This is a genomic window from Streptomyces sp. GLSS-08 (assembly GCF_056387915.1).
On the sequence record NZ_JBWJAQ010000008.1, the window covers coordinates 251,909 to 271,138 of the forward strand.

General features: G+C 72.2%; 16 protein-coding genes and 3 pseudogenes. 7 read left to right on the top strand and 12 right to left on the bottom strand.

Annotated features, from left to right (window positions below; all coding sequences use genetic code 11):
• Window positions 1–252: 252 nt before the first annotated feature.
• The 5 genes and pseudogenes from AC0ZLC_RS16975 to AC0ZLC_RS16995 form a co-directional block, all read left to right on the top strand.
• Window positions 253–513, top strand: a pseudogene (locus AC0ZLC_RS16975) (Tat pathway signal sequence domain protein); the annotation flags it as partial.
• Between the two features lie 76 nt (window positions 514–589).
• Window positions 590–1,615, top strand: coding sequence for a LacI family DNA-binding transcriptional regulator (locus AC0ZLC_RS16980; protein ID WP_476752792.1), 1,026 nt, complete (start codon window positions 590–592; stop codon window positions 1,613–1,615).
• Window positions 1,616–1,751: 136 nt separating this feature from the next.
• Window positions 1,752–3,053 (top strand): alpha/beta fold hydrolase, encoded by a 1,302-nt coding sequence (locus AC0ZLC_RS16985; protein WP_476752793.1) that lies wholly within the window; start codon window positions 1,752–1,754, stop codon window positions 3,051–3,053.
• 64 nt (window positions 3,054–3,117) lie between these two features.
• Window positions 3,118–3,333: a hypothetical protein gene (locus tag AC0ZLC_RS16990; RefSeq protein WP_358852076.1), complete on the top strand. Its 216-nt coding sequence runs from the start codon at window positions 3,118–3,120 to the stop codon at window positions 3,331–3,333.
• Between the two features lie 123 nt (window positions 3,334–3,456).
• The gene (locus AC0ZLC_RS16995; protein ID WP_476752794.1) at window positions 3,457–4,302 is read left to right on the top strand and encodes a pentapeptide repeat-containing protein; all 846 of its coding nucleotides are present in this window, start codon (window positions 3,457–3,459) and stop codon (window positions 4,300–4,302) included.
• Here the strand turns inward: AC0ZLC_RS16995 and AC0ZLC_RS17000 are convergent.
• Window positions 4,264–5,754 carry a cytochrome P450 gene (locus AC0ZLC_RS17000; protein WP_476752795.1) on the bottom strand — a complete coding sequence of 497 codons (1,491 nt, stop codon included), beginning with the start codon at window positions 5,752–5,754 and terminating at the stop codon, window positions 4,264–4,266. The two genes, AC0ZLC_RS16995 and AC0ZLC_RS17000, sit on opposite strands and share 39 nt — an antisense overlap.
• A gap of 118 nt (window positions 5,755–5,872) precedes the next feature.
• Between AC0ZLC_RS17000 and AC0ZLC_RS17005 the strand changes: the two genes are divergently transcribed.
• Both AC0ZLC_RS17005 and AC0ZLC_RS17010 read left to right on the top strand, forming a co-directional pair.
• Window positions 5,873–6,490, top strand: a complete 618-nt coding sequence (locus tag AC0ZLC_RS17005; protein WP_476752796.1) for a TetR/AcrR family transcriptional regulator — start codon at window positions 5,873–5,875, stop codon at window positions 6,488–6,490.
• Between the two features lie 92 nt (window positions 6,491–6,582).
• Complete coding sequence (locus AC0ZLC_RS17010) at window positions 6,583–7,308, top strand: DUF2470 domain-containing protein (RefSeq protein WP_476752797.1); 726 nt, start codon at window positions 6,583–6,585, stop codon at window positions 7,306–7,308.
• Here AC0ZLC_RS17010 and AC0ZLC_RS17015 read toward each other — a convergent pair.
• The 11 genes and pseudogenes from AC0ZLC_RS17015 to AC0ZLC_RS17065 form a co-directional block, all read right to left on the bottom strand.
• Window positions 7,276–8,514, bottom strand: coding sequence for a lactonase family protein (locus tag AC0ZLC_RS17015; protein WP_476752798.1), 1,239 nt, complete (start codon window positions 8,512–8,514; stop codon window positions 7,276–7,278). The genes AC0ZLC_RS17010 and AC0ZLC_RS17015 overlap by 33 nt on opposite strands.
• A gap of 115 nt (window positions 8,515–8,629) precedes the next feature.
• Window positions 8,630–9,679: a hypothetical protein gene (locus AC0ZLC_RS17020; RefSeq protein ID WP_476752799.1), complete on the bottom strand. Its 1,050-nt coding sequence runs from the start codon at window positions 9,677–9,679 to the stop codon at window positions 8,630–8,632.
• A gap of 50 nt (window positions 9,680–9,729) precedes the next feature.
• On the bottom strand, window positions 9,730–11,007 hold the full coding sequence (locus AC0ZLC_RS17025) for an FUSC family protein (RefSeq protein ID WP_476752800.1): 1,278 nt from the start codon (window positions 11,005–11,007) through the stop codon (window positions 9,730–9,732).
• 390 nt (window positions 11,008–11,397) lie between these two features.
• Window positions 11,398–11,892 carry an FBP domain-containing protein gene (locus AC0ZLC_RS17030; protein ID WP_476752801.1) on the bottom strand — a complete coding sequence of 165 codons (495 nt, stop codon included), beginning with the start codon at window positions 11,890–11,892 and terminating at the stop codon, window positions 11,398–11,400.
• A 145-nt stretch (window positions 11,893–12,037) separates the two neighbouring features.
• Window positions 12,038–12,355: pseudogene (locus tag AC0ZLC_RS17035) on the bottom strand (ABC transporter substrate-binding protein); the annotation flags it as partial.
• A gap of 119 nt (window positions 12,356–12,474) precedes the next feature.
• Window positions 12,475–12,603: pseudogene (locus tag AC0ZLC_RS17040) on the bottom strand (alpha/beta fold hydrolase); the annotation flags it as partial.
• 83 nt (window positions 12,604–12,686) lie between these two features.
• Window positions 12,687–13,304, bottom strand: a complete 618-nt coding sequence (locus AC0ZLC_RS17045; RefSeq protein WP_476752895.1) for a malonic semialdehyde reductase — start codon at window positions 13,302–13,304, stop codon at window positions 12,687–12,689.
• Window positions 13,305–13,421: 117 nt separating this feature from the next.
• Complete coding sequence (locus AC0ZLC_RS17050) at window positions 13,422–15,440, bottom strand: acetoacetate--CoA ligase (protein ID WP_476752802.1); 2,019 nt, start codon at window positions 15,438–15,440, stop codon at window positions 13,422–13,424.
• A gap of 16 nt (window positions 15,441–15,456) precedes the next feature.
• On the bottom strand, window positions 15,457–17,076 hold the full coding sequence (gene mhpA / locus AC0ZLC_RS17055) for a bifunctional 3-(3-hydroxy-phenyl)propionate/3-hydroxycinnamic acid hydroxylase MhpA (RefSeq protein WP_476752803.1): 1,620 nt from the start codon (window positions 17,074–17,076) through the stop codon (window positions 15,457–15,459).
• Window positions 17,073–18,011: a fumarylacetoacetate hydrolase family protein gene (locus AC0ZLC_RS17060; RefSeq protein ID WP_476752804.1), complete on the bottom strand. Its 939-nt coding sequence runs from the start codon at window positions 18,009–18,011 to the stop codon at window positions 17,073–17,075. The genes mhpA and AC0ZLC_RS17060 overlap by 4 nt, the downstream gene beginning before the upstream one ends.
• Window positions 18,008–19,153 (bottom strand): VOC family protein, encoded by a 1,146-nt coding sequence (locus AC0ZLC_RS17065; protein ID WP_476752805.1) that lies wholly within the window; start codon window positions 19,151–19,153, stop codon window positions 18,008–18,010. Before AC0ZLC_RS17065 ends, AC0ZLC_RS17060 begins: the two co-directional genes overlap by 4 nt.
• Between the last annotated feature and the right edge of the window lie 77 nt (window positions 19,154–19,230).

The following is a 19,230-nucleotide window of genomic DNA, read 5'->3' on the forward strand; positions in this document are numbered from 1 at the left end:
CCGCACCCATTGACGTGACCTGCGTGACCCGCCCAGCGTCCGGCAACCCGGTTGAAACCTTTCACGACGTCGTGAGGCCTCCCGGCCGGCATCGTTGAGGAGCCCACATGACCCACCGGTCCGGCCCGGGTCCGGCCCCCGTGCCGGCGCTCAGGGACATATCGAAGTCGTTCGGCCCCGGCGCACCCTCGGCCGCATCGACCACAAGGCCGTCCGCGCCGCGGCCCTGGCCCTCATGCGGCGCCTCGGTGTCGAACTGGGCTCGCCCTCGACCGGTACGACAACGCCTACGCGGTCCTGCCATGCGGCCGGATCACCGGCGCGTCGAAGTCCTCCGGGTACACCGACCGGCGGCTGCTGTACGACGGCGGCGCGCTGAACGCCTTCGGGGATGTCCTGATCGACGAGATGCGCGTCCCGCGGGGCGGGGTCCTGTCGGTCATGTACCAGGAGACGTCCAGCGGCACGACTCCGTCCGCGCTGCGCGTCGTCGACTTCCGGCTCCCCTCATGACCACCGGTTTCGCCGGGCCCGCGGGTAATGTGAGCCCCTGCCCGCCGCTTCTCCCCCCTCTGGAGGTCCCTGCCTGATGGCCCAGTCGGTGGGAATCAAGGACGTCGCGCGCGTCGCCGGAGTCTCCGTGGGCACCGTCTCGAACGTCATCAACCGCCCGGACACGGTCGCTTCCGAGACCCGGGCCCGCGTCCAGTCCGCGATAGAGCGGCTCGGCTACGTCCGCAGCGAGTCCGCGCGCCAGCTGCGCGCCGGGCGCAGCCGCATCATGGGGCTGCTCGTCCTCGACATGGGCAACCCGTTCTTCGTGGACGTGGCCCGCGGCGCCGAGCGCGCGGCACGCGAGGCCGGGCTCGGGGTCATGGTCTGCAACAGCGCGCAGAGCGCGGGCGAGGAGGCCGACTACCTGTCGCTGTTCGCCGAGCAGCGGGTCCGCGGAGTGCTGCTGACGCCCGCCGACGCGACCGGACGCAACATCGCGGCGTTCCGCCGTCACGGCATCCCTTTCGTGCTGGTGGACCGGGTGTCCGAGGGCACCACGGAGTGCTCGGTGTCGGTCGACGACGTGGCGGGCGGCGCCCTGGCCGTACGCCATCTCGTCGACGCCGGGCACCGCTCCATCGCGTACGTGAGCGGGCCGCCCGGCCTCAACCAGGTCAGGGACCGCCGCGAGGGCGCCCTGCACGCGCTCGCCGAGGCGGGACTCGGCCCCGACCTGCTGCGCGAGCTGCCCACCGAGCGGCTCGACGTGGCGGCCGGCCGGGACGCGGGAGCCCGCCTGCTCGGACTCGCCGAGCGCCCGACCGCCGTCTTCTGCGCCAACGACCTGCTCGCGCTCGGGCTGCTTCAGGCCATGTACGCGGCCGGTGTCGCCGTCCCCGAAGACCTCGCGATCGTCGGCTACGACGACATCGAGTTCGCGGCCGCCGCCGCCGTCCCCCTCACCTCCGTACGGCAGCCCGCCGTGACGATGGGCGCCCTCGCGGCGGAACTCCTCCTGGAGGAGACCGAGACGCAGACCGCGCCCGCCCCGCACGAGCACCGCCGGGTCGTCCTCCAGCCGGAGCTCGTCGTGCGCCGCTCCAGCCTGGCGGCACGCTGACCGGCCGTTCAGTTCCGGCCGATCTCCGCACTGAGCGACCGGTCAGTACCGGTTTCTTGATCCCCGGCCTCGGCCACGGGTGGAACATGTGCTCCACTGGGACGCGGCCTGGAATCCGTACGTCTCGGGAGCCCTGTTGAGCACGAGCTATCGTCAGCCCGGTGTCGTCCTCACCGACCGGCACTTCACCGTGCCGCTCGACCACGACCGCCCGACGGGGGAGAGCATCGAGCTGTTCGCCCGCGAGGTCGTCGCGAGCGACCGGGCGGGACAGGAGCTTCCCTGGCTCGTCTACCTCCAGGGCGGTCCCGGCTTCGGCGCCAACCGCTTCGTCGGCAGGCAGGCGTGGCTCGGCCGCGCCCTGGAGGAGTACCGGGTGCTGCTCCTCGACCAGCGCGGCACCGGCCACTCCACGCCCGCCAACCGGCAGACGCTGCCGCTGCGCGGGGGACCCCGCGAGCAGGCCGAGCACCTCGCGCACTTCCGCGCGGACTCCATCGTCCGCGACTGCGAGGCCATCCGTCCCGCCGTCACCGGCGGCGCACCCTGGACGGTGCTCGGCCAGAGCTTCGGCGGCTTCTGTGCCGTGACTTACCTGTCCACCGCGCCCCAGGGACTGCGCGCCGCCCTCCTCACCGGCGGGCTGCCCTCCCTCGACGCGCACGCGGACGACGTCTACCGGGCCGCGTACCCGCGCATCGAGCGCAAGGTCGCCGCCCACTACGCGCGCTACCCGCAGGACGTCGAGCGGGCGCGGCGCATCGCCGAGCACCTGACCGGGCACGAACCGGTGCTGCCCGGCGGTCACCGGCTCACCGTCGAGGCCTTCCAGTCGCTCGGCATCCTGCTCGGCGGGGGAGAGGGCAGCCACCGCCTGCACTACCTCCTGGAGCACGCCTTCGTCCGCACCGCGCAGGGCCCGGCCCTCTCCGACGCGTTCCAGGAGGAGGTCCGGAGCCTGCTCTCCTACGCGGGCCACCCCCTGTACGCGCTCGTCCACGAGGCGATCTACGCCCAGGACAGCCGCCCCACCGCCTGGTCCGCGGAGCGGGTGCGCGCCGAGTTCCCGCAGTTCGACGCGGCGAAGACACTTGCCGGGGACGAGCCGCTGCTGTTCACGGGCGAGTCCGTGCACCCCTGGATGTTCGACACCGATCCCGCGCTGCGCCCCCTGCGCGAGACCGCGGAGGAACTCGCCGCGCGCACGGACTGGGCACCGCTCTACGACCCGGCCCGCCTCGCCGTCAACGAGGTACCGGTCGCCGCCGCCGTCTACCACGACGACATGTACGTCGACACCGGGCACTCCCTGCGCACGGCACGCGCCGTCCGCGGGCTGCGCACCTGGGTGACCGACGAGTTCGAGCACGACGGGCTGCGCGCGGGCGGCCCCCGGGTGCTGGACCGCCTGCTGGCCCTGAGCCGCGACGAGGTCTGACCGTCCACGGCATCCGGATACCGGTCCGGATGCGCGTCCCGGCGCGCGGGACCATCCTGGAGACATGTCCGGACGGGCCCCTGTAGTCGTGCATCCGCCGAACGGCACCGGCGGTCGCCGCGTGACCGCACGCGGTGAGATCCTCGGCCTGGCCTTCTCCGACGAGGACGTCGTCGAGTTCCTCGGCCGCGCCGGTCTGCCCGACGCCGAGGACCTGCTCGACGACCCCGCGTGGGTGAAATGGCGCGGCGCCGACGCGCACCACTACGAAGCGGCGTAGCGGGAGCGGAGTGCCGGTCGGCGCCTCTCGGAACGGCCGACCGGTCGTCCGGCCTGCCTGCTGGGCTGTCAGGAAGTCATGGGGGAACGAGACGCATGCCCGCAGGCCAGTAGGGTGGAGGGCATGCGAGAAGAGAGCGGGACGGCCGAGGACCGTCGCCCTGGGCTGCGGGCCGACTGCGGCCAGTGCTTCGGGCTGTGCTGCGTCGCCCTGCCCTTCTCCCGCTCGGCGGACTTCGCGGCCGACAAGGACGCCGGAAAGCCCTGCGCGAACCTGGCGGCCGACTTCCGCTGCGGCATCCACACCCGCCTGCGGCAGACGGGCTTCACCGGCTGCACGGTCTACGACTGCTTCGGCGCCGGCCAGCAGGTCTCACAGGTCACCTTCGGCGGCCAGGACTGGCGCTCGGGGCCGCCCGAGCGCGCCCGGCAGATGTTCGACGTGTTCCCGGTCGTCCGGCAGCTGCACGAACTGCTCTGGTACCTGAACGAGGCACTGACCCTGCCGGCCGCCCGCCCGGTCCACGGGGACCTGCGCCGCCTGCGCGCCGAGACCGAGCGGCTCACCCGGCAGACCCCGCAGGAACTGCGGGGTCTGGACGTGGGCGCGCACCGGCAGCAGGTCAACGTGCTGCTGCTGCGCACGAGCGACCTGGTGCGGGCGGGCGCCGGCGGCGGCAAAGGCAGGAACCGGCGCGGCGCCGACCTCATGGGCGCCCGCCTGAAGGGAGCCGACCTGCGCGGCGCCTGTCTGCGCGGCGCCTACCTCATCGCCGCCGACCTCACCGGCGCCGACCTGCGCGGAGCGGACCTGATCGGCGCCGACCTGCGTGACGCCGACCTCACGGACGCCGATCTGACCGGCGCGTTCTTCCTGACCCAGCCCCAGCTCAACGCGGCCCGCGGCAGCGTCGGCACGAAGCTGCCGGAGTCAGTCACCCGCCCCGGACACTGGGCGGCGCACCGCTGAGGGCACCGGCGCGGCGGGGACCCGGCGGTCCAGGCGCAGCCGCAGTCCCTCCGGCATGAGCGTGAGCCGCTCGGCGACCCGCAGCCGGTACCCCGGTTCGGGGAGCAGCTCGTAGCGGCGCAGCAGCAGCCCCAGCACCAGCGTCGCCTCGTGCAGGGCGAACTGGCGGCCGATGCAGGCCCGCACCCCGGTGCCGAACGGCTTGAAGGTGTGCGCGGGGCGGGCGCGTACGGCCTTCGCGTCGAAGCGGCCGGGGTCGAAGCGCCCGGCGTCGGCGCCCCAGACCTCCGGGTCACGGTGCAGCATCGCCGTCAGGACCAGCGCCCACGCGCCCTGCCGCATCGGGTGGACCCTTCCGAGTACCGTGTCCTGCCGGGCCTCCCGGGCGAAGGCGGGCGCCGTCGGCCACAGCCGCAGCGCCTCGTCGAGGACCCGGCGCACGTGACGGAGCCTCGCCACCTGGTCGTAGGCGGGCCGGGCGGTGTCGCCCCAGACGCGGTCCACCTCCGCCCTGGCGCGGGCGGCGACGTCCGGGTGCCGGGACAGGTAGTGCAGGGCGAAGGAGAGCGCGCCCGAGGTCGTCTCGTGACCCGCGATCAGGAAGGTGATCACCTGGCGGCGGATGTTCTCCGGTGCCAGCCGCTCGCCGGTGCGCGGGTGGGCCGTCTCCAGCATCCGGTCCAGCAGGTCCCCGTCGCCGCTCGTGGTGCGGCGGGCCGCCACGACCGCGTCCACCGTGCGGTTCAGGCAGGCCATGTCCGCCTCGTTGCGGCGGCTCGCGCGGCGCAGCAGTACGGGAGCCAGCGGCGCGGGTACGACGTTGCGCCGCTGCGCGTGGGTGAGTGCGCCGACCATCGCGTTCACGAAGGGGTGCGGGCGGGAGCGCTCGAAGGAGCCGAAGTCGTGGCCGAACCCGGTGCGGGCGATCGTCTCCAGAGTCAGCTTGGTCATGTCGCCGGGCACGTCCACGGCGTGCCCGGCCGCCGCCTCCCGGTCCCAGCGGTCCGTCAGCCGCTCGGTCACGGCGAGCATCATCGGGTGGTAGCCCTCCATGGCCTCACGGCTGAAGCCCGGGGCCAGCACGTCGTGCGCGAGCTGCCAGTTGGGCTCGTGGTTGTACGCCGTGAACAGCCCGTCGCCCGCCACCGGGCGGAGGTTGGCGACACCGAGACCCACGTGCTTGGCGAACCGCGACTCGTCGGCCAGCTCGGCGGCCAGCCGCGCACCGCCGACGAAGACGATCTCGTTGCCGAACGCCTTGCGGCGGAAGATCGGCCCGAGCCGCTGCCCGAAGCGCAGCGAGTCCTGCACGGGGGTACGGACGTCGGCGCCGACCACGTCGCCGATCAGCGGGACCCGGAGCGGCGGACGCGGTATGCGGTGAAGCTCGGGCCAGCCCAGCTCCGCACTGCGGAACCCCTTGGGAAGTGCGGCCCCTGCCGTCTGCGCCATCACGCCGTCTCCCTTGCGTCCGCGTCGAGTCGAGCCCGCCGTCGCGCTGTTGTACGTGAGTTCAACAACGCGGTCAGTGTGGTCCCCTTGTTGAACCGGCGTCAAGTAAGGTGCGGGCATGGCCGGGAAGCAGGGGGACCGGACGGAGCGCACCCGCCGTCGGCTCAGCACCGAGGAACGCCGGGAGCAGCTGCTGTCGGTCGGGGCGCGACTGTTCTCGGAGAGCCCGTACGACGAGGTGTGGATCGAGCAGGTCGCCGAGATCGCCGGGGTCTCGCGCGGGCTGCTCTACCACTACTTCCCGACGAAGCGGGACTTCTTCGCGGCCGTCGTGGAGCGCGAGAGCGGACGCATGCTGCGGATGACGGCCGCGGTGCCCGGGGTCCCGGTGCGCGAACAGCTCGCGGCCGGCCTCGACACCTTCCTCGGCTATGTCGAGGAGCACGCACACGGCTTCCGGGCCTTCCACCGCGCCGACGCGGCGGGCGACCGGGCGGTGCGGAAGGTCTACCAGCGGGCGCTCGCCGTGCAGGAGCAGCAGATCCTCGAAGCACTCGCCGCCGACCCGGACCTCGGCTGGGCCCCCGAGAGCCGTCCGGAGCTGCGGATCGCGGTCCGCGGGTGGCTGGCGTTCACCACGGCGGTCTGTCTGGAGTGGCTCAGGGACGCCCAGCTCTCCCGCGCGCAGGTGCGTGATCTGTGCGCACGGGCGCTGCTGGGCGCGATCGCCGCCTGAGAAGGGACGTTCGCGATGCGCGCGGGGCGTGGTTGGCGCACGCCTCGAACTGCGCTAAGTTAGGTGAGGCTTACCTAATTAAGGAGTCTGGGATGGGTGACCGTCACACCTGGGCGGCAGCGCCTTCCGCGGCCGAACGCGCCCGCTCGGTGCTCGCCGTCGCATGGTCCTGCACGGTGACCGCGGAGGGCGGCCGGGAGGAGCTCGTCGGCGCGCACACCGTCGGCACCGACGGCCGGGTGCTCCTGCACGTGCCCGAGGACAGCACGCTGGTCACCGCGGCGATCTGCGCACCGCGCGGGGAGCCGTCCGCCGTGCTGGAGTTCGCCGACGTCGCGCCCGTCCCACTGCGGAGCCGGATCCGCGCGAGGCTCTGGCTCGCCGGCTGGTTCACGCCCGAAGAGGGACACCTGGCGTTCCAGCCCTCGCGTGCCGTCCTGCGGGAGGCGTCCGGAGCGGTCGTCGTCGACCTCGGCGACCTGGCCGCCGCCCGGCCCGATCCGCTCGCGACGGCGGAGGCGAAACTGCTCACCCACCTCGCGGACGCCCACCCGGACGCGGTCGAGCGGCTGACCCGGCTCGTCGAGCCCGACAGCCTGCACGGCGCCGTCCGCGTCCAGCCGCTCGCCGTCGACCGGCACGGACTGACCCTGCGCGTCGAGCGGGCGCGCGGCAACGGCGACGTACGGCTGCCCTTCCACGCACCTGCCGACGACGTCGCCCAGCTCACGGAGCGCATGCACGTCCTGCTCGCGCAGGCGAGCGCGGCGGCCTGCCCCCGCGCCCTACAACGGCAGCGCGCAGACGGCGACCGGTGAGGCGAACGGCTCCCCGCTGAGCCGCAGTTCCCCGCTGCCGCGGTCGACCTGGAAGACGCTGACCGTGCCCGACTTCTGGTTCGCCGCGAACAGCAGCCGCTCGTCCGGGGAGAACGCGATCTGGCGCGGGAAGTCGCCGCCGACCGGCACCGTGTCCAGGAGCCGCAGCCGGGCACCGTCCGCCTCGACCGCGTACCGGGTCAGGCTGTTGTGGCCCCGGTTGGCGAGATACGCGAACGCCCCGTCCGAGGTGACCAGGATCTGCGCCGGATAGCTCGTCCCCGCTCCCGTCCCGGTCGGCTGGGGGTCGCCCGGCGTCAGCCGTCCGGTGGCCCGGTCGTAGGCGCAGACCACGACCGTGTTGTCGACCTCGTTCGCCAGATAGGCGAAACGGCCCTCCGGGTGGAAGGTCAGATGGCGCGGACCCGCGCCCGGACGGGTGTGCGCCTCGGAGACCTCGGCCAGCGTGCCCTCGGACGCGTCGAGCCGGTACGTGTACACGGTGTCGGTGCCCAGGTCGACGGCGAGGACATGACCGCCGTCGGGGCCGGTGACGAACTGGTGGGCGTGCGGCCCCTGCTGGCCGGGTCCCGGGCCGGGGCGGGAGTGCGTGACGAGGTCGGTGCGCTCGCCGAGCGCGCCGGAGGCGTCGATCGGATGCACGGCGACGCTTCCCGAGCCGTAGTTGGCGCTGAGCAGCCATCGCCCGCCCGGGTGCACGGACAGCTGGCAGGGCCCTGAGCCGCCGGTGCCGCGCGTGCCCAGGACCTTGTTCCGCTTCGCGAGCCGCACGGCCGTCACCCCGCCGTCCGGGCGCTCGTCGACGGCGTACAGCGTGCGGCCGTCCGGGTGCACGGCCAGATACGACGGGTCGGCGACGCCGGTGATCGTCCCGGCCCCCGTGATCCGTCCCGTCGCGGCGTCGTACGTCGCGAGGCCGATGCCCCGGCCACCGCCCTCCACCGAGGTGTAGGTGCCGAGGAAGAGCGGGCGGGGACCGGAGGGGCGGGCGGGCGGAGAGACGGAGTCCGGCGCCGGCTCGGACGGCGCGGAGGGGGCCGCCGCGTCCGGTGACGAAGGGGCCCTCGGCGAGACCGGCGCCGGAATCGCCGTCACGGCGGCGGCGGCCGTGACGGTCCCGACGAACCGGCGCCTGCTCCACCTGCCGCCGCGCGGACTCCGCTCCGCTGCTCCACCACTGCTCATGCCTGCACCTTCAGGGGGTCGGTCGCCTCGGCTGTGACAGCCACCTTGACGCGGCGCACCCGTCCCGTGCAAGGAAGGCAACACCCGACGCGACTCCCACCACGGGCGCCGGCGCTCACCAGTCGCCGTCCCCGACCGGCTCGCCCGGCGCGTCCCCGAGCGGTTTCACCTGGTGGGGCGAGGGCTGCTGCCAGGGATCGAGGTCGTCGCCGAGCCACTCGCCGACCGGCTTCACCCCGCCGAGGGTGTCCGTGGGGGCGACGTCCGCGGCGTCCTGGTCGTAGTAGTCGAACCAGGGCAGACCCGCGCGGGTGTACGCCGCCCGGTCGACCGGCGACGGCGGCGGTGCCTCGCCGGTGATGCGACGCCACTCCGGAGGCGTCACCAGGTGCACGAACACGCGTCCGGCGGGCTCCTCGGCCCAGCTGCCACGGGGCCGCTCGTCCCGGTAGACCTCCTGGCGCATCGAACCGCCCACCCCGAGCCCCATCGCCGCCGCCCGCCGGGGAGCGCCGCCCGCCGGAGCGCCGCCGGGAGCGGGCGGCGCCGCGGCGGCGAACGGCGCGGGCATCGCGCCGAAGCCCGCGGGAGGCTGCACCGCCCGGACCCGCTCGGCCCGCAGGCGCTGCTCCTCGCGCCACTCGGCCAGCCGCCGCGCGTTCAGCGGGAAGGACTGCAGCTGGACGCCGCCCCACACCTCCTCGCCGGTGACCTGCCCCTCGACGGTGGCACCGAGGCCGAGGGGCACCGCCACGAACTGGCGGACCGTCCCCTTGCCCGAGTTGATGCCGTCGAGCCAGGGCTGACGCGGCAGGACCACGTAGTTCTGAGGGCGGCGGCGCAACCGGTCGCTCCACGGCCTGCCCGAGATCGCGCACACCTTGCCGACACCGACCTGAAGGGCGGCCGGCTCCTGCGAACCCCCGAAGCCCAGCCACATGGCCTCGCGCAGATACACCGGAAGCATCACCCCGCCCCGGGCCCGCCAGCCCTCGGGCACCCGGTCCGCGTAGTCCTCGACACGGCGCACCGGGAACTCGCCGAGGCCGGGCGGGAGTCCGTGCGTGCCCGTCTCCGGCAGCCGGAGCGTGCGCATGAACCGGACCCGCACGTCCCCCGGCAGCAGCAGTGAATTTCCGTCGATCCGCACGGTGCCGTCGGGCATCCCAACGCTCCCCTCGTCGAGCCGGCCCCACGCGTCGCCGCGGCGCCACGTCAGGTAGAACGCTTCGAGGGGGAGCGGTGGTTCCGCCACGGCAGGCGAAGGTGCCGCCGCCCGCGGCGCAGCCGGCGCGCGCGCTGCTGCAGGCGGGCGAGCCGCGGCCAGCGCTCGCGCTGCTCACGGGTGCAGCGGTCCAGCTCCTCCAGCAGACGCCGTGACCGGTGCTCCATGTCGAGCTCGTCCAGGATGCGGTTGACCTCCGTGAGCACGGCACCGTGCAGGTGCCACAGCCGCGCGTCGCGCTGCACGCCGTCCAGGAACAACTGGGCCAGCTTGTCGCGCGTGGCGGCCGCCATGGCGAGTTCCGCGCTGAGGCGGGCCTCCGCGGACTCCGCGCTGCGGCTCACGTCGGTGGTCACCAGGACCGCGAAGCTGACGACGGCGTCGCCCACCTGGGACAGAAGCTCCTCCAGCGCCGCGCCCACCTGGGTGTCGAACACCGGCTCGGGCTCGTGTTCCTTGGCGAGGTCCGTGAAGCTGCGCGCGAGCACCCGCAGGACGACGGTGCAGATCTCCAGCGTGTCGAGGCCGGTGCGCAGCACCACCCGGTGCAGCAGGCCCTCGCGGACGCGCGGATTGAGCTTCAGGCTGTCCTCCGCCTGGCGCAGCGCCCCGTCCACCTCGGCGATGTCGTGGTCGAGCCGGCGTGCCTCGTGCAGTCGCGCCGCCGCTTGTGCAAACGGGGTGTGTCCCGAGGCCTCCTCGCCGAGCCGCAGCATCAACTGCCGCATCCGGCGTGCCAGGTCCTCGATGGACTCCCCGGCGGCGTCCACCCACACCGGGGGAGCGAACAGCAGATTGCAGGCGAGACCCACCACGGCGCCGATCACCGTCTCCAGCACCCGGGCCCACGCGTAGTCGCCCACCTTCGTCACGCCGAGGACCAGCATGGCGCTGATCGCCACCTCGGGCACGAATTCGCTGACCCGCACGAGGTGCCCGACGGCCAGCGAGGCGATGATGAGCAGCGCCAGACTCCACCAGGTCAGACCCACCAGCACGCTGAAACCGATGGCGACCAGGACACCGGCGACGACCGAGTTCACCCGGCGCATGCTCGTCTTGATCGTGCCGTACAGGGTGACCTGCACGACCAGCAGAGCGGTCAGGGGAGCGGTGAGCGGGGCCGCCTCGGGGCTGAGCCGCACGGCGACCACGTACGCGATCGTCGCCGCCAGAGTCGATCTCAGCGCCTGCACGACGGCGGGTTCCCGGCGCCGCTTCACGAACCGGACGACGGACGTCCTCCACTCACCACGTGCCTTTTGCATCCTTGCGCTGTTCCCCTTTCACAGGTGCAACGAACGTTTTCTTCCGTACTCATTCAGGACCGTAACTGTCCGCAAGTGTGCCCAAGTTGTTCTCGTACGGGTCAGGCGAGGGAAGGGGAGCGTCCTGTTCGGCACAGCGGGCATCCGGTTGCTGTCGCGGGCGCACACCTGTCTGCGTGAGGTGGTCGCGGCCGTACCGGAGCGGCACGGCAGGCGGGGCCTGGGGGCCGGGACGCCCTGCGGTGAGTGGACCGCACGCCAGGTAGTCAATCACGCGCGTCCCGATCAGCAGGCGTACGGCGCTGTCGTCACCGGACACGGGATGCCGGACCCGCACCCGTTCGACCCCGCCGACGCTCCCGGGGCCGGCCCCGGGAGCGCGTCGGCCCGTCAGGCGGACAGTTTCGCCAGGAAGGCGGACAGGTTGCCCACGGTCCGCGCGATCTGCTCCTCCAGGGTGAGCGTCTCCTCGAAGCGGCTCCCGTGCTCCGGCGCCTTCCTGCCCCGCACGTAGAGCGAGCAGGCGAGGTCGCTGCACATGTAGATCCCGACCGAGTTGCCCTCGCGCCCGGCCGCACCGGCCTTGCGGGCCGTCATCAGGGAGACGCCGCTGCCCGGATGCGTCGTCAGACAGAGCGAGCACATGCTGCGGTGCAGCATCCCGCGCCGGGACGAGGGGAACCGCAGCGTCACGCCGACGAGCCGGTCCCCGTACTCGGTGACGAGATAGCTGCGGTCGGGCGCTCCGGGATCTCGCCACCCGAGGAAGTCCAGGTGCTCCCAGGGCCGCTCGTCCAGGTCCCGCGGAACCGCGACACGCTTCGCCTCCCCCTTCGAGCAGTTGACGAACGAGCTGCGGATGTCGGTCTCGGTGAGCGGTCTCACGGGGAAGCTCCTGGGGTGTGCGTACGTCTGAGGTGGGAACCTAGGGCCACTAGGTTCACGCCTAAGTTACATAGCGGCACCGGGGAGCAGCCATCGGATTTCGGCGCGGCCGAGGAGCGCGGACAAAGCGGAGCGGCGGGGTCCGTCAGCCGGTGCGCAGAACCAGGAAGCGAGCGGGTTCCGCCGGATCCCGGTCGACGACCTGGACGGGCGCCCAGGCCCACTGCCACACGCCGGTGCCCGGTGTGCGGGAGAACCGGATCCGCCTGCGGGTGCCCTCGACCGCGACGCGCTGCCAGGTTCCGGCCACGCGCGCCCGGTCCGTGCCGCGTGAACGCAGTACGGCGGCCAGGACGGCAACGGTGCCGTAGCCCTCGAAGGCGACGAAGGAGGGGGCCTCGGCCAGCCGCGCGCGAAGGGCCGTCCCGACGCGTGCGCCGAGGGGGCTGAGGCGTTCGGGGAGGTCGGCGATCTCGTGTTCGACGTCCTCTCGTCGGCGTCGTACGGGCCGGACGGCTGTCCCGTACGGCACATCACCGCAGGCCCGCCGGGAAGCTGGTGATCGCTTCGTTCGTGGCCTCGGGTCGGCACCTTCACGTCCTTGAGATCACCCCGCGAATCCGACTGGAACGTGGTCCGGGCGAAAACGCGCGCCATGCTTGGACTGGTGGCGCAGAAGCTGTTCGTCAGTTCCTCACCGAACTCGGGCCGCGCTGACCGATCAAGCGCTTCGCACACCTCCGCCACGTCCTGGAAACAGTCTCCGGGTTTCACTCGACCAGGGGGCAGTACCGTCAGGCCCAGGCGACGGCGTCCTCGACGGGCACGCGGGGCAGCCGCGGGAACCACGGGTCGGCACCGGGGTGACCGATGTTGACCACCAGGTGCGAATGCCAGCTGGTACCGGCGAAGAACTCCTGGTCCACCCCGGCCTCGTCGAAGCCCGCCATAGGACCGGCGGCAAGCCCCGCCGCGCGCACTGCGAGCAGGAAAACACCTGTCTGCAGTGCCGAGTTGTAGGCAGCGATGCTCTCGCGCTTCTCGATCTGGTCGGCGAACAGCGCCCGCAGCATGTCGCCGCGGGCCGGGAAGACTGTAGGCATCTGCTCATGGAAGTCGACGTCGTACGCCAGGACTGCCACGGCCGGCGCACTCAGCGTCTTGGCCCTGTTGCCCTCGTCGAGATGCCGGCTCAGTCGCTCCTTTCCCTCGCGGGTGCGCACGAAGAGCACACGCAGAGGCTGACTGTTGGCGGCACTCGGCGACCAACGGGCGAGGTCCCAGATCATGGCGAGTTCGTCGTCGGCAACGGCCGTTGGGGCGAAGGTGTTGGCGGTGCGGGCTTCGGTGAACAGCACCGTTCGCCCGGCGTCGTCAAGGACGTCGAGGGCCTGCGGTTCACGGTCGGTCATGCTCATGATTTCTCTCTCGGTTCGGTTGTGCGAAGGCTGCGGTGCCCGGGTTTGGGGGAGCCGGGCGGGCACCAGGACCCCGTGCTGTCACGTGGGCCTGTGACCCCCGGGCGGACGTCATGTGCGGTGTGTCGACTGCCTGTTCCGCTGCGCGCCCAGGCCGGCGAAATAGGCGATCAGTTCGGGGTTGTCGACCGCCGCGGGGTTCAGGACCTGCTCGGCGGGGACGCCCTGGAGCAGACGCTTGACGGGGACCTCGAGCTTCTTGCCGGTCTTCGTGTGCGGCAGTGCCGGTACGGCGAGGATCTCGTCGGGCATGTGGCGGGGTGAGGCGCCGGCGTGGATGGCGTCGCGGATCTTCTCGCGCAGGGTGTCGTCCAGGCCGACCCCGTCAGCAAGGACCACGAAGAGCGGCATCCAGTAGCCGCCGTCGGGTTCCTCCGCCCCGATGACGAGAGCCTCGGTGATCTCGGGGAGGCGTTCGACGACCTCGTGGATGTCGGCACTGCCCAGACGCACGCCGTTGCGGTTGAGGGTGGCGTCGGAGCGGCCGTGGACGATCACCGAGCCGTGCGAGGTGAGGGTGATCCAGTCGCCGTGCCGCCACACACCGGGGTAGACGCCGAAGTAGGCGTCACGGTAGCGGCTGCCGTCGGGGTCGTTCCAGAAGTACAGCGGCATGGACGGCATGGGCCGGGTGACGACCAGTTCGCCGACCTGATCGAGGACAGGAGTGCCCTTCGCGTCGTAGGCGGCCAGCGCCACGCCCAGGCCGGGGGCGGACAGTTCCCCCGCCCAGACGGGGGTCGTGGAGGCGCTGCCGGCGAAGCCCGAGACGATGTCCGTGCCGCCGCTGGTGGAGGCCAGCTGGACGCCTGCGCCCACGTGGTCGCGGACCCAGGGGTAGGCCGAGGCGGGCAGAGCGGAGCCGGTGCAGCCGACGACGCGAATGGCCGACAGGTCGTGCACGGAGGGTTCGATGCCCAGCTTGGCCATGACCAGCAGGTACTGAGGACTGGTGCCGAAGACGGTGACCTTGTGACGGGCCGCCAGCTCCCACAGGACGTCCGGACGTACCTGCGGTGCCGGGCTGCCGTCGTACGTGCAGGTGGTGGCACCGGTCAGCAGGGTGGAGACGACCAGGTTCCACATCATCCAGTGGGTGGTGGTGTACCACAGCAGGCGGTCCCCGGTGCCCAGATCGGTGTGCAGGCCGAGCATCTTGAGGTGTTCGAGCAGGACCGCGCCGTGCCCGTGGACGATGCCCTTGGGCAGTCCGGTGGTGCCGGAGGAGAAGACGACCCACAGCGGGTGGTCGAACGGCACCGGGGCGATGGTGAGGTACTCGGTGCGGGTGGCCGCGTCCTCCCAGGGAACCGTCAGCCCCGAGTCCCCGCCTTCGGGCCATACAAGGCCGACGTGCTCCACGAGCACCGTGGCCTTCAGCGTCGGCAGGGCGGCGGCGAGTTCGAGCGAGGCGGCGCGGCGGTCGTGAGTGGTGCCGTTGAAGAGATAGCCGTCAGCGGTGACGAGCACCGTGGGCTCGAGCTGGGCGAAACGGTCGCCGGCGGCCTTGGGTGCGTAGTCCTGGCCGCACACCGACCACACCGCGCCCAGACTGGCGGCAGCGAGGAAGGCGATGACGGCGTGGGGCGTGTTGGGCAGGTAACCCACCACCCGGTCGCCCTGTCCGACGCCCAGGTCACGCAGAGTGGCGGCGACGGAGGCGACCCGGGAACGCAGTTCCTGGCCCGTGATCTCGTAGCTGACTCCGGTCTCGTCCAGCGCGGTGATGGCGGGAGCGTCCGGCTGCAGGTTGCGCAGCGCGTGGTGGGCGTAGTTGAGGGTGGCGCCCGGGAACCAGCGGGCGCCGGGCATGGTCTCCTCGGCCAGCACCCGCTCGTACCCGGTCGTCGCGTCGATGTCGAAGTACTCCCACACCGCGGCCCAGAACCCTTCGAGGTCGGTGACGGACCACTGGTACAGGGATCGGTAGTCCGTGGGGTCCTGGATCCCATCAGCGCCCCGGTGCCGGGCCGCCCATCGGGCGAAGTCCGCGATGCGGCTGTGGGCGGCCGACTGCGGGTCGGGAATGAAGAAGGGATCCGCATACGGCACAAGGTGCGGGCTGGTCATGGTGAGGTGCTCCTCGTCAGGGGGCGGGCAGGGCGTCGGCGGTACGACGGGCCGTGTGCAGCAGGGGGGCCCAGGCGACGGTGTCCGTGAAGTCGCCGGTGCCGGCCGGAACGGTGTCCGTCACGACGCGGTCGGGGCGCAGCAGGACGGCGTCGGCACGGCCGCGTGCCAGCCAGTCGGCCAGGGTGCCGTCGTCGCCCAGTTCGTCGACGTGGATCGTCCGGGCGCCCAGTGCCGTGGCCACGGCCGTCATCTGCGCCGTGGGCGGCACAGCGGTCAGGACGGCGAAGGAGTCCCCGAGGACGTCATCGAGGCGCACTCGCCTGCCGTCGTGCCGTACCCGGGGCTGCGGGCAGAAGGTGCCGGCCAGGACGCGGCCGGTCAGCCTGGGGCGGCGCCGTACGAGTGGACCGGCGGTCAGGGCGGGGCTGAGGTCATGGCTCACCGCCTCGGTCACGCCGGGGATGCGACAGACCGCGCCCACCACGGCCCGGCGGAACGCCGCAGCGCGGTCCTGCCCGCCGGTCATGGCCCAGCCGACGGCGACCGCCACGCGGATCGCGTGGCGGGCGTGTGGCTTGCGCTCGCGTTCGTAGGTGTCCAGCAGCCCCTCGGGTGCGCCCTGTTGGAGGACGCGGGCGAGTTTCCAGGTGAGGTTGTTGGCGTCGCGCAGGCCGGAGCACAGACCCTGCCCGACGAAGGGCGGGGTGAGGTGGGCGGCGTCGCCCAGCAGGAAGACACGCCCCCGGCGCCACCGGTCGGCGAGACGGGCCTGGAAGGTGTACTGCGCCTGCCGTATCACTTCGAAGTCGTCGCACTGCGAGGCCGGCAGGTGCACCCAGGGGGCGACCAGCTCGCGCAGGCGCTGCCATCCGTCCGGGCCGTCCAGGTTCTGGTCGTCGGCCAGCCGGAACTCCCAGCGGTAGCGGTCCTCGCTGATGCGCATGAAGGTGGCCGGCCGGGTGGGGCAGCAGATCTGCTCGGCGCCTTCCCACGTGCGCACCGGGCGGCTGGTGCGCACGTCGATGACCCGCCAGCTCTCCTGGAAGTGCAGGTCCTCCCAGGCGGTGCCGATGGCGTCACGGGTGAGACTGCCTGCACCGTCGCAGCCGAGGACGGCATCGGCCCACAGGTGTTCCTCCTCGTCGCTGCCGTCGCGCCGGAAGGTGACCCGGACGGGATCCGTCGAGTAGTTGGGTCCGTCGGTGTCCCGTGCGACGGACTCTGCGACGGACACGACCTCCGCCCCGCTCCACAGCTCGCACTCCGGGCGGCGCGCCACGGCGTCACGGAGCAGGTGTTCCAGCTCGGGCTGGTTGAACATGCTCAGCTGCGGGAAGCCGTGGAGTCCGTGCATGGACCGCGGGAATTCGGTGATCACGCGGCGCCTGGCGTCCACCAGCCGCAGCCCGGGCGCCGGGCGGGCGAGGGCGGCAAATTCCTCGTCGACACCGACGCTCTGCAGGATCCGGCGGATCTCGTCGTCCACGACGACGGCGCGCGGCAGGGGGTAGATGTCCCGGTGGCGTTCGAGGATCACGCTGGGCACTCCCTGCCGGGCGAGCAGGAGGGCGGCCGTGACCCCGACGGGCCCGGCACCGATGATCACCACCGGCCTGCGGGATGAGGTCTTCACGGTGCGTCCGTAACGGGGGTGCGCTGCTGGCCGAGGTCGATCTGCCCGTCGGGGGTGGCGATCGTGGCGGTGATGAGGTCACCGTCGCGCAGGTAGCGAGGGTTTTTGGCCTGACCCCTGAAGAACGCCTTCCACTTCAGTGCGGGCGGCAGCAGAGCGGCGATCTTCTCGGCCGGCTTGGGCGGGGCCTTCAGGGCCGTGCCGCCGGGAGTGCCGGTCAGCAGCAGGTCGCCCGGGTCGAGGGTCTGGAAGCGGGCGAGCAGGGTGAGCGCCTCTGCGGGCCGTACGATCATGTCGGCCAGCGTGCGGTCCTGGCGCGACACGCCGTTGACCGACAGGCGCAGCCGCAGGTCCAGCAGGTGGGCGAAGTCCCCGGGCTCCAGCAGGGCCAGGTACGGCCCCGTGGGGGTGAAGGTCGGATAGGACTTGCTCTCGTAGAATTGGGTCTTGGTCAGCTGGACGTCGCGGGCGCTGACGTCGTTGGTCAGGACAAGGCCGGCGACGTAGCGCGGCAGGTCCTGCTCCTTGACGACGGTGCCCACGGGCAGCGTCGCGCCCATGACGAGGCCGAGTTCCACCTCGTAGTCGAGGAACTTCACGTGCGCGGGGCGCACGATCTTCTCGTGCGGTCCGCTGACCGAGCCGGACGCCTTGCGGAAGAAGGTCGCCGGGATGTCGCCGGTGAAGCCCGAATCCTTGGCGTGGCTGCGGTAGTTGACCATCTGGGCGACCACCCGGCACGGGGTGGTGACCGGGGGCAGCGCCACCAGGTCGGCTACGGGCGTGCCGCTCCCGGCGGAGGCAGCGGCCTCGCGGACCGTGTCCCGGTCGGCGAGCAGCTGCGCGGTGGTGACCGCTTTGGTCTCGACGCGGACGGCGCGTTCGTCGCGCACGACCCACCACCCGTCGGAGGTGCGCAGAACGTTGGTGCTCATGAGGTCATCGCTTTCATCAGGCCCAGCAGGCGTGCGGGGTCGAGTTCGTTGTCGCCACGCAGGGCCGCCATGACCTCGCGCAGCTTGGCGGGGGACGGACTGGCGCCCAGGAAGTCGCGGGTGACGGGCGGGCCCCACTGGGCCAGGCCGCTCGCCGACATCGGCGCCCAGCCGGGCTCCAGGTCGCAGGAGAACAGGTCGCCGTCGGCGAAGTGCTCCAGCATGAAGTGGTCGGGGTCGCGCCAGTAGTCGAACAGCTGGCTGCCCTGGATGTGCCGGCCGATGCCCCAGCTGCGCTGGTAACCGCGCTCGGCCAGGTACTCCCCGCCGGCGCCGATCGCGTCGAGGTCGGTGACCTGGTAGGCGGAGTGGACGTAGCCCGTTCCGGGCCCCAAGTGCAGGGCCAGCGTGTGGTGGTCGACGGCCACGCTGCCCTGGTCGCAGCGGATGAACGCCATGGTCGGACCGCGATCGCGCTGCCCGTCCAGGAACAGGAAGTCGGACACGATCAGACCCAGCATGTCCAGGTACCAGTCCAGGGTGCGGGAGAACACCCGGGTCTCCAGCACCACATGGCCCAACCGCTGGATTCGGGACGGCTCACGGGGCGGACGCTGGGTGACGTTCGTACGACGGTGATCGGTGCCGAAGTTGAGCAGCAGCGGCTCCTGCTCGGGCAGCGCGGGCAGCTGCTCGGCGCAGTGCACGACCCGGACCGGCAGGCCCGAGGGATCGAGCAGGGCGACCGACTGGCCGCCTCCGGGTACGCCGATGTTCCGGACGGTACTGCCGGTGGCGCGGGCCAGCCGGTCCAGGTCGGCCCGCTCGGCCGCGCGGAACGTCGGCCCGATGAAGCGGGACGTACGGCCATTGCGGATCACCATGCAGGGCGAGCCGGCGAAGGTGCCGCGCAGCCACAGCTCGCCCTCGGTGCGGGCTGCGATCGCGAAACCGAAGTCACGGGCGAAGACCTCGGCCCGGTCCAGATCGGGCTTCTCGAACTCCAGCCAGGCCAGGTCGGCCGCCTTGATCACGGGATTCCGGGACCGTCCCGGATGCTCGCCGCGCAAGGAGCCCTGCTCACTGTGGAGGTTTTGGTGGGGCGTTAGGGAAGCGGTTCTGTCAACGGGGGTGCGGGACATGGTGTCCTCCAAGCAACACTGCTGTAATGAGAAAATCATCAACTCTGTGGGAACTATCGTCAATAGCGCAAGATGAA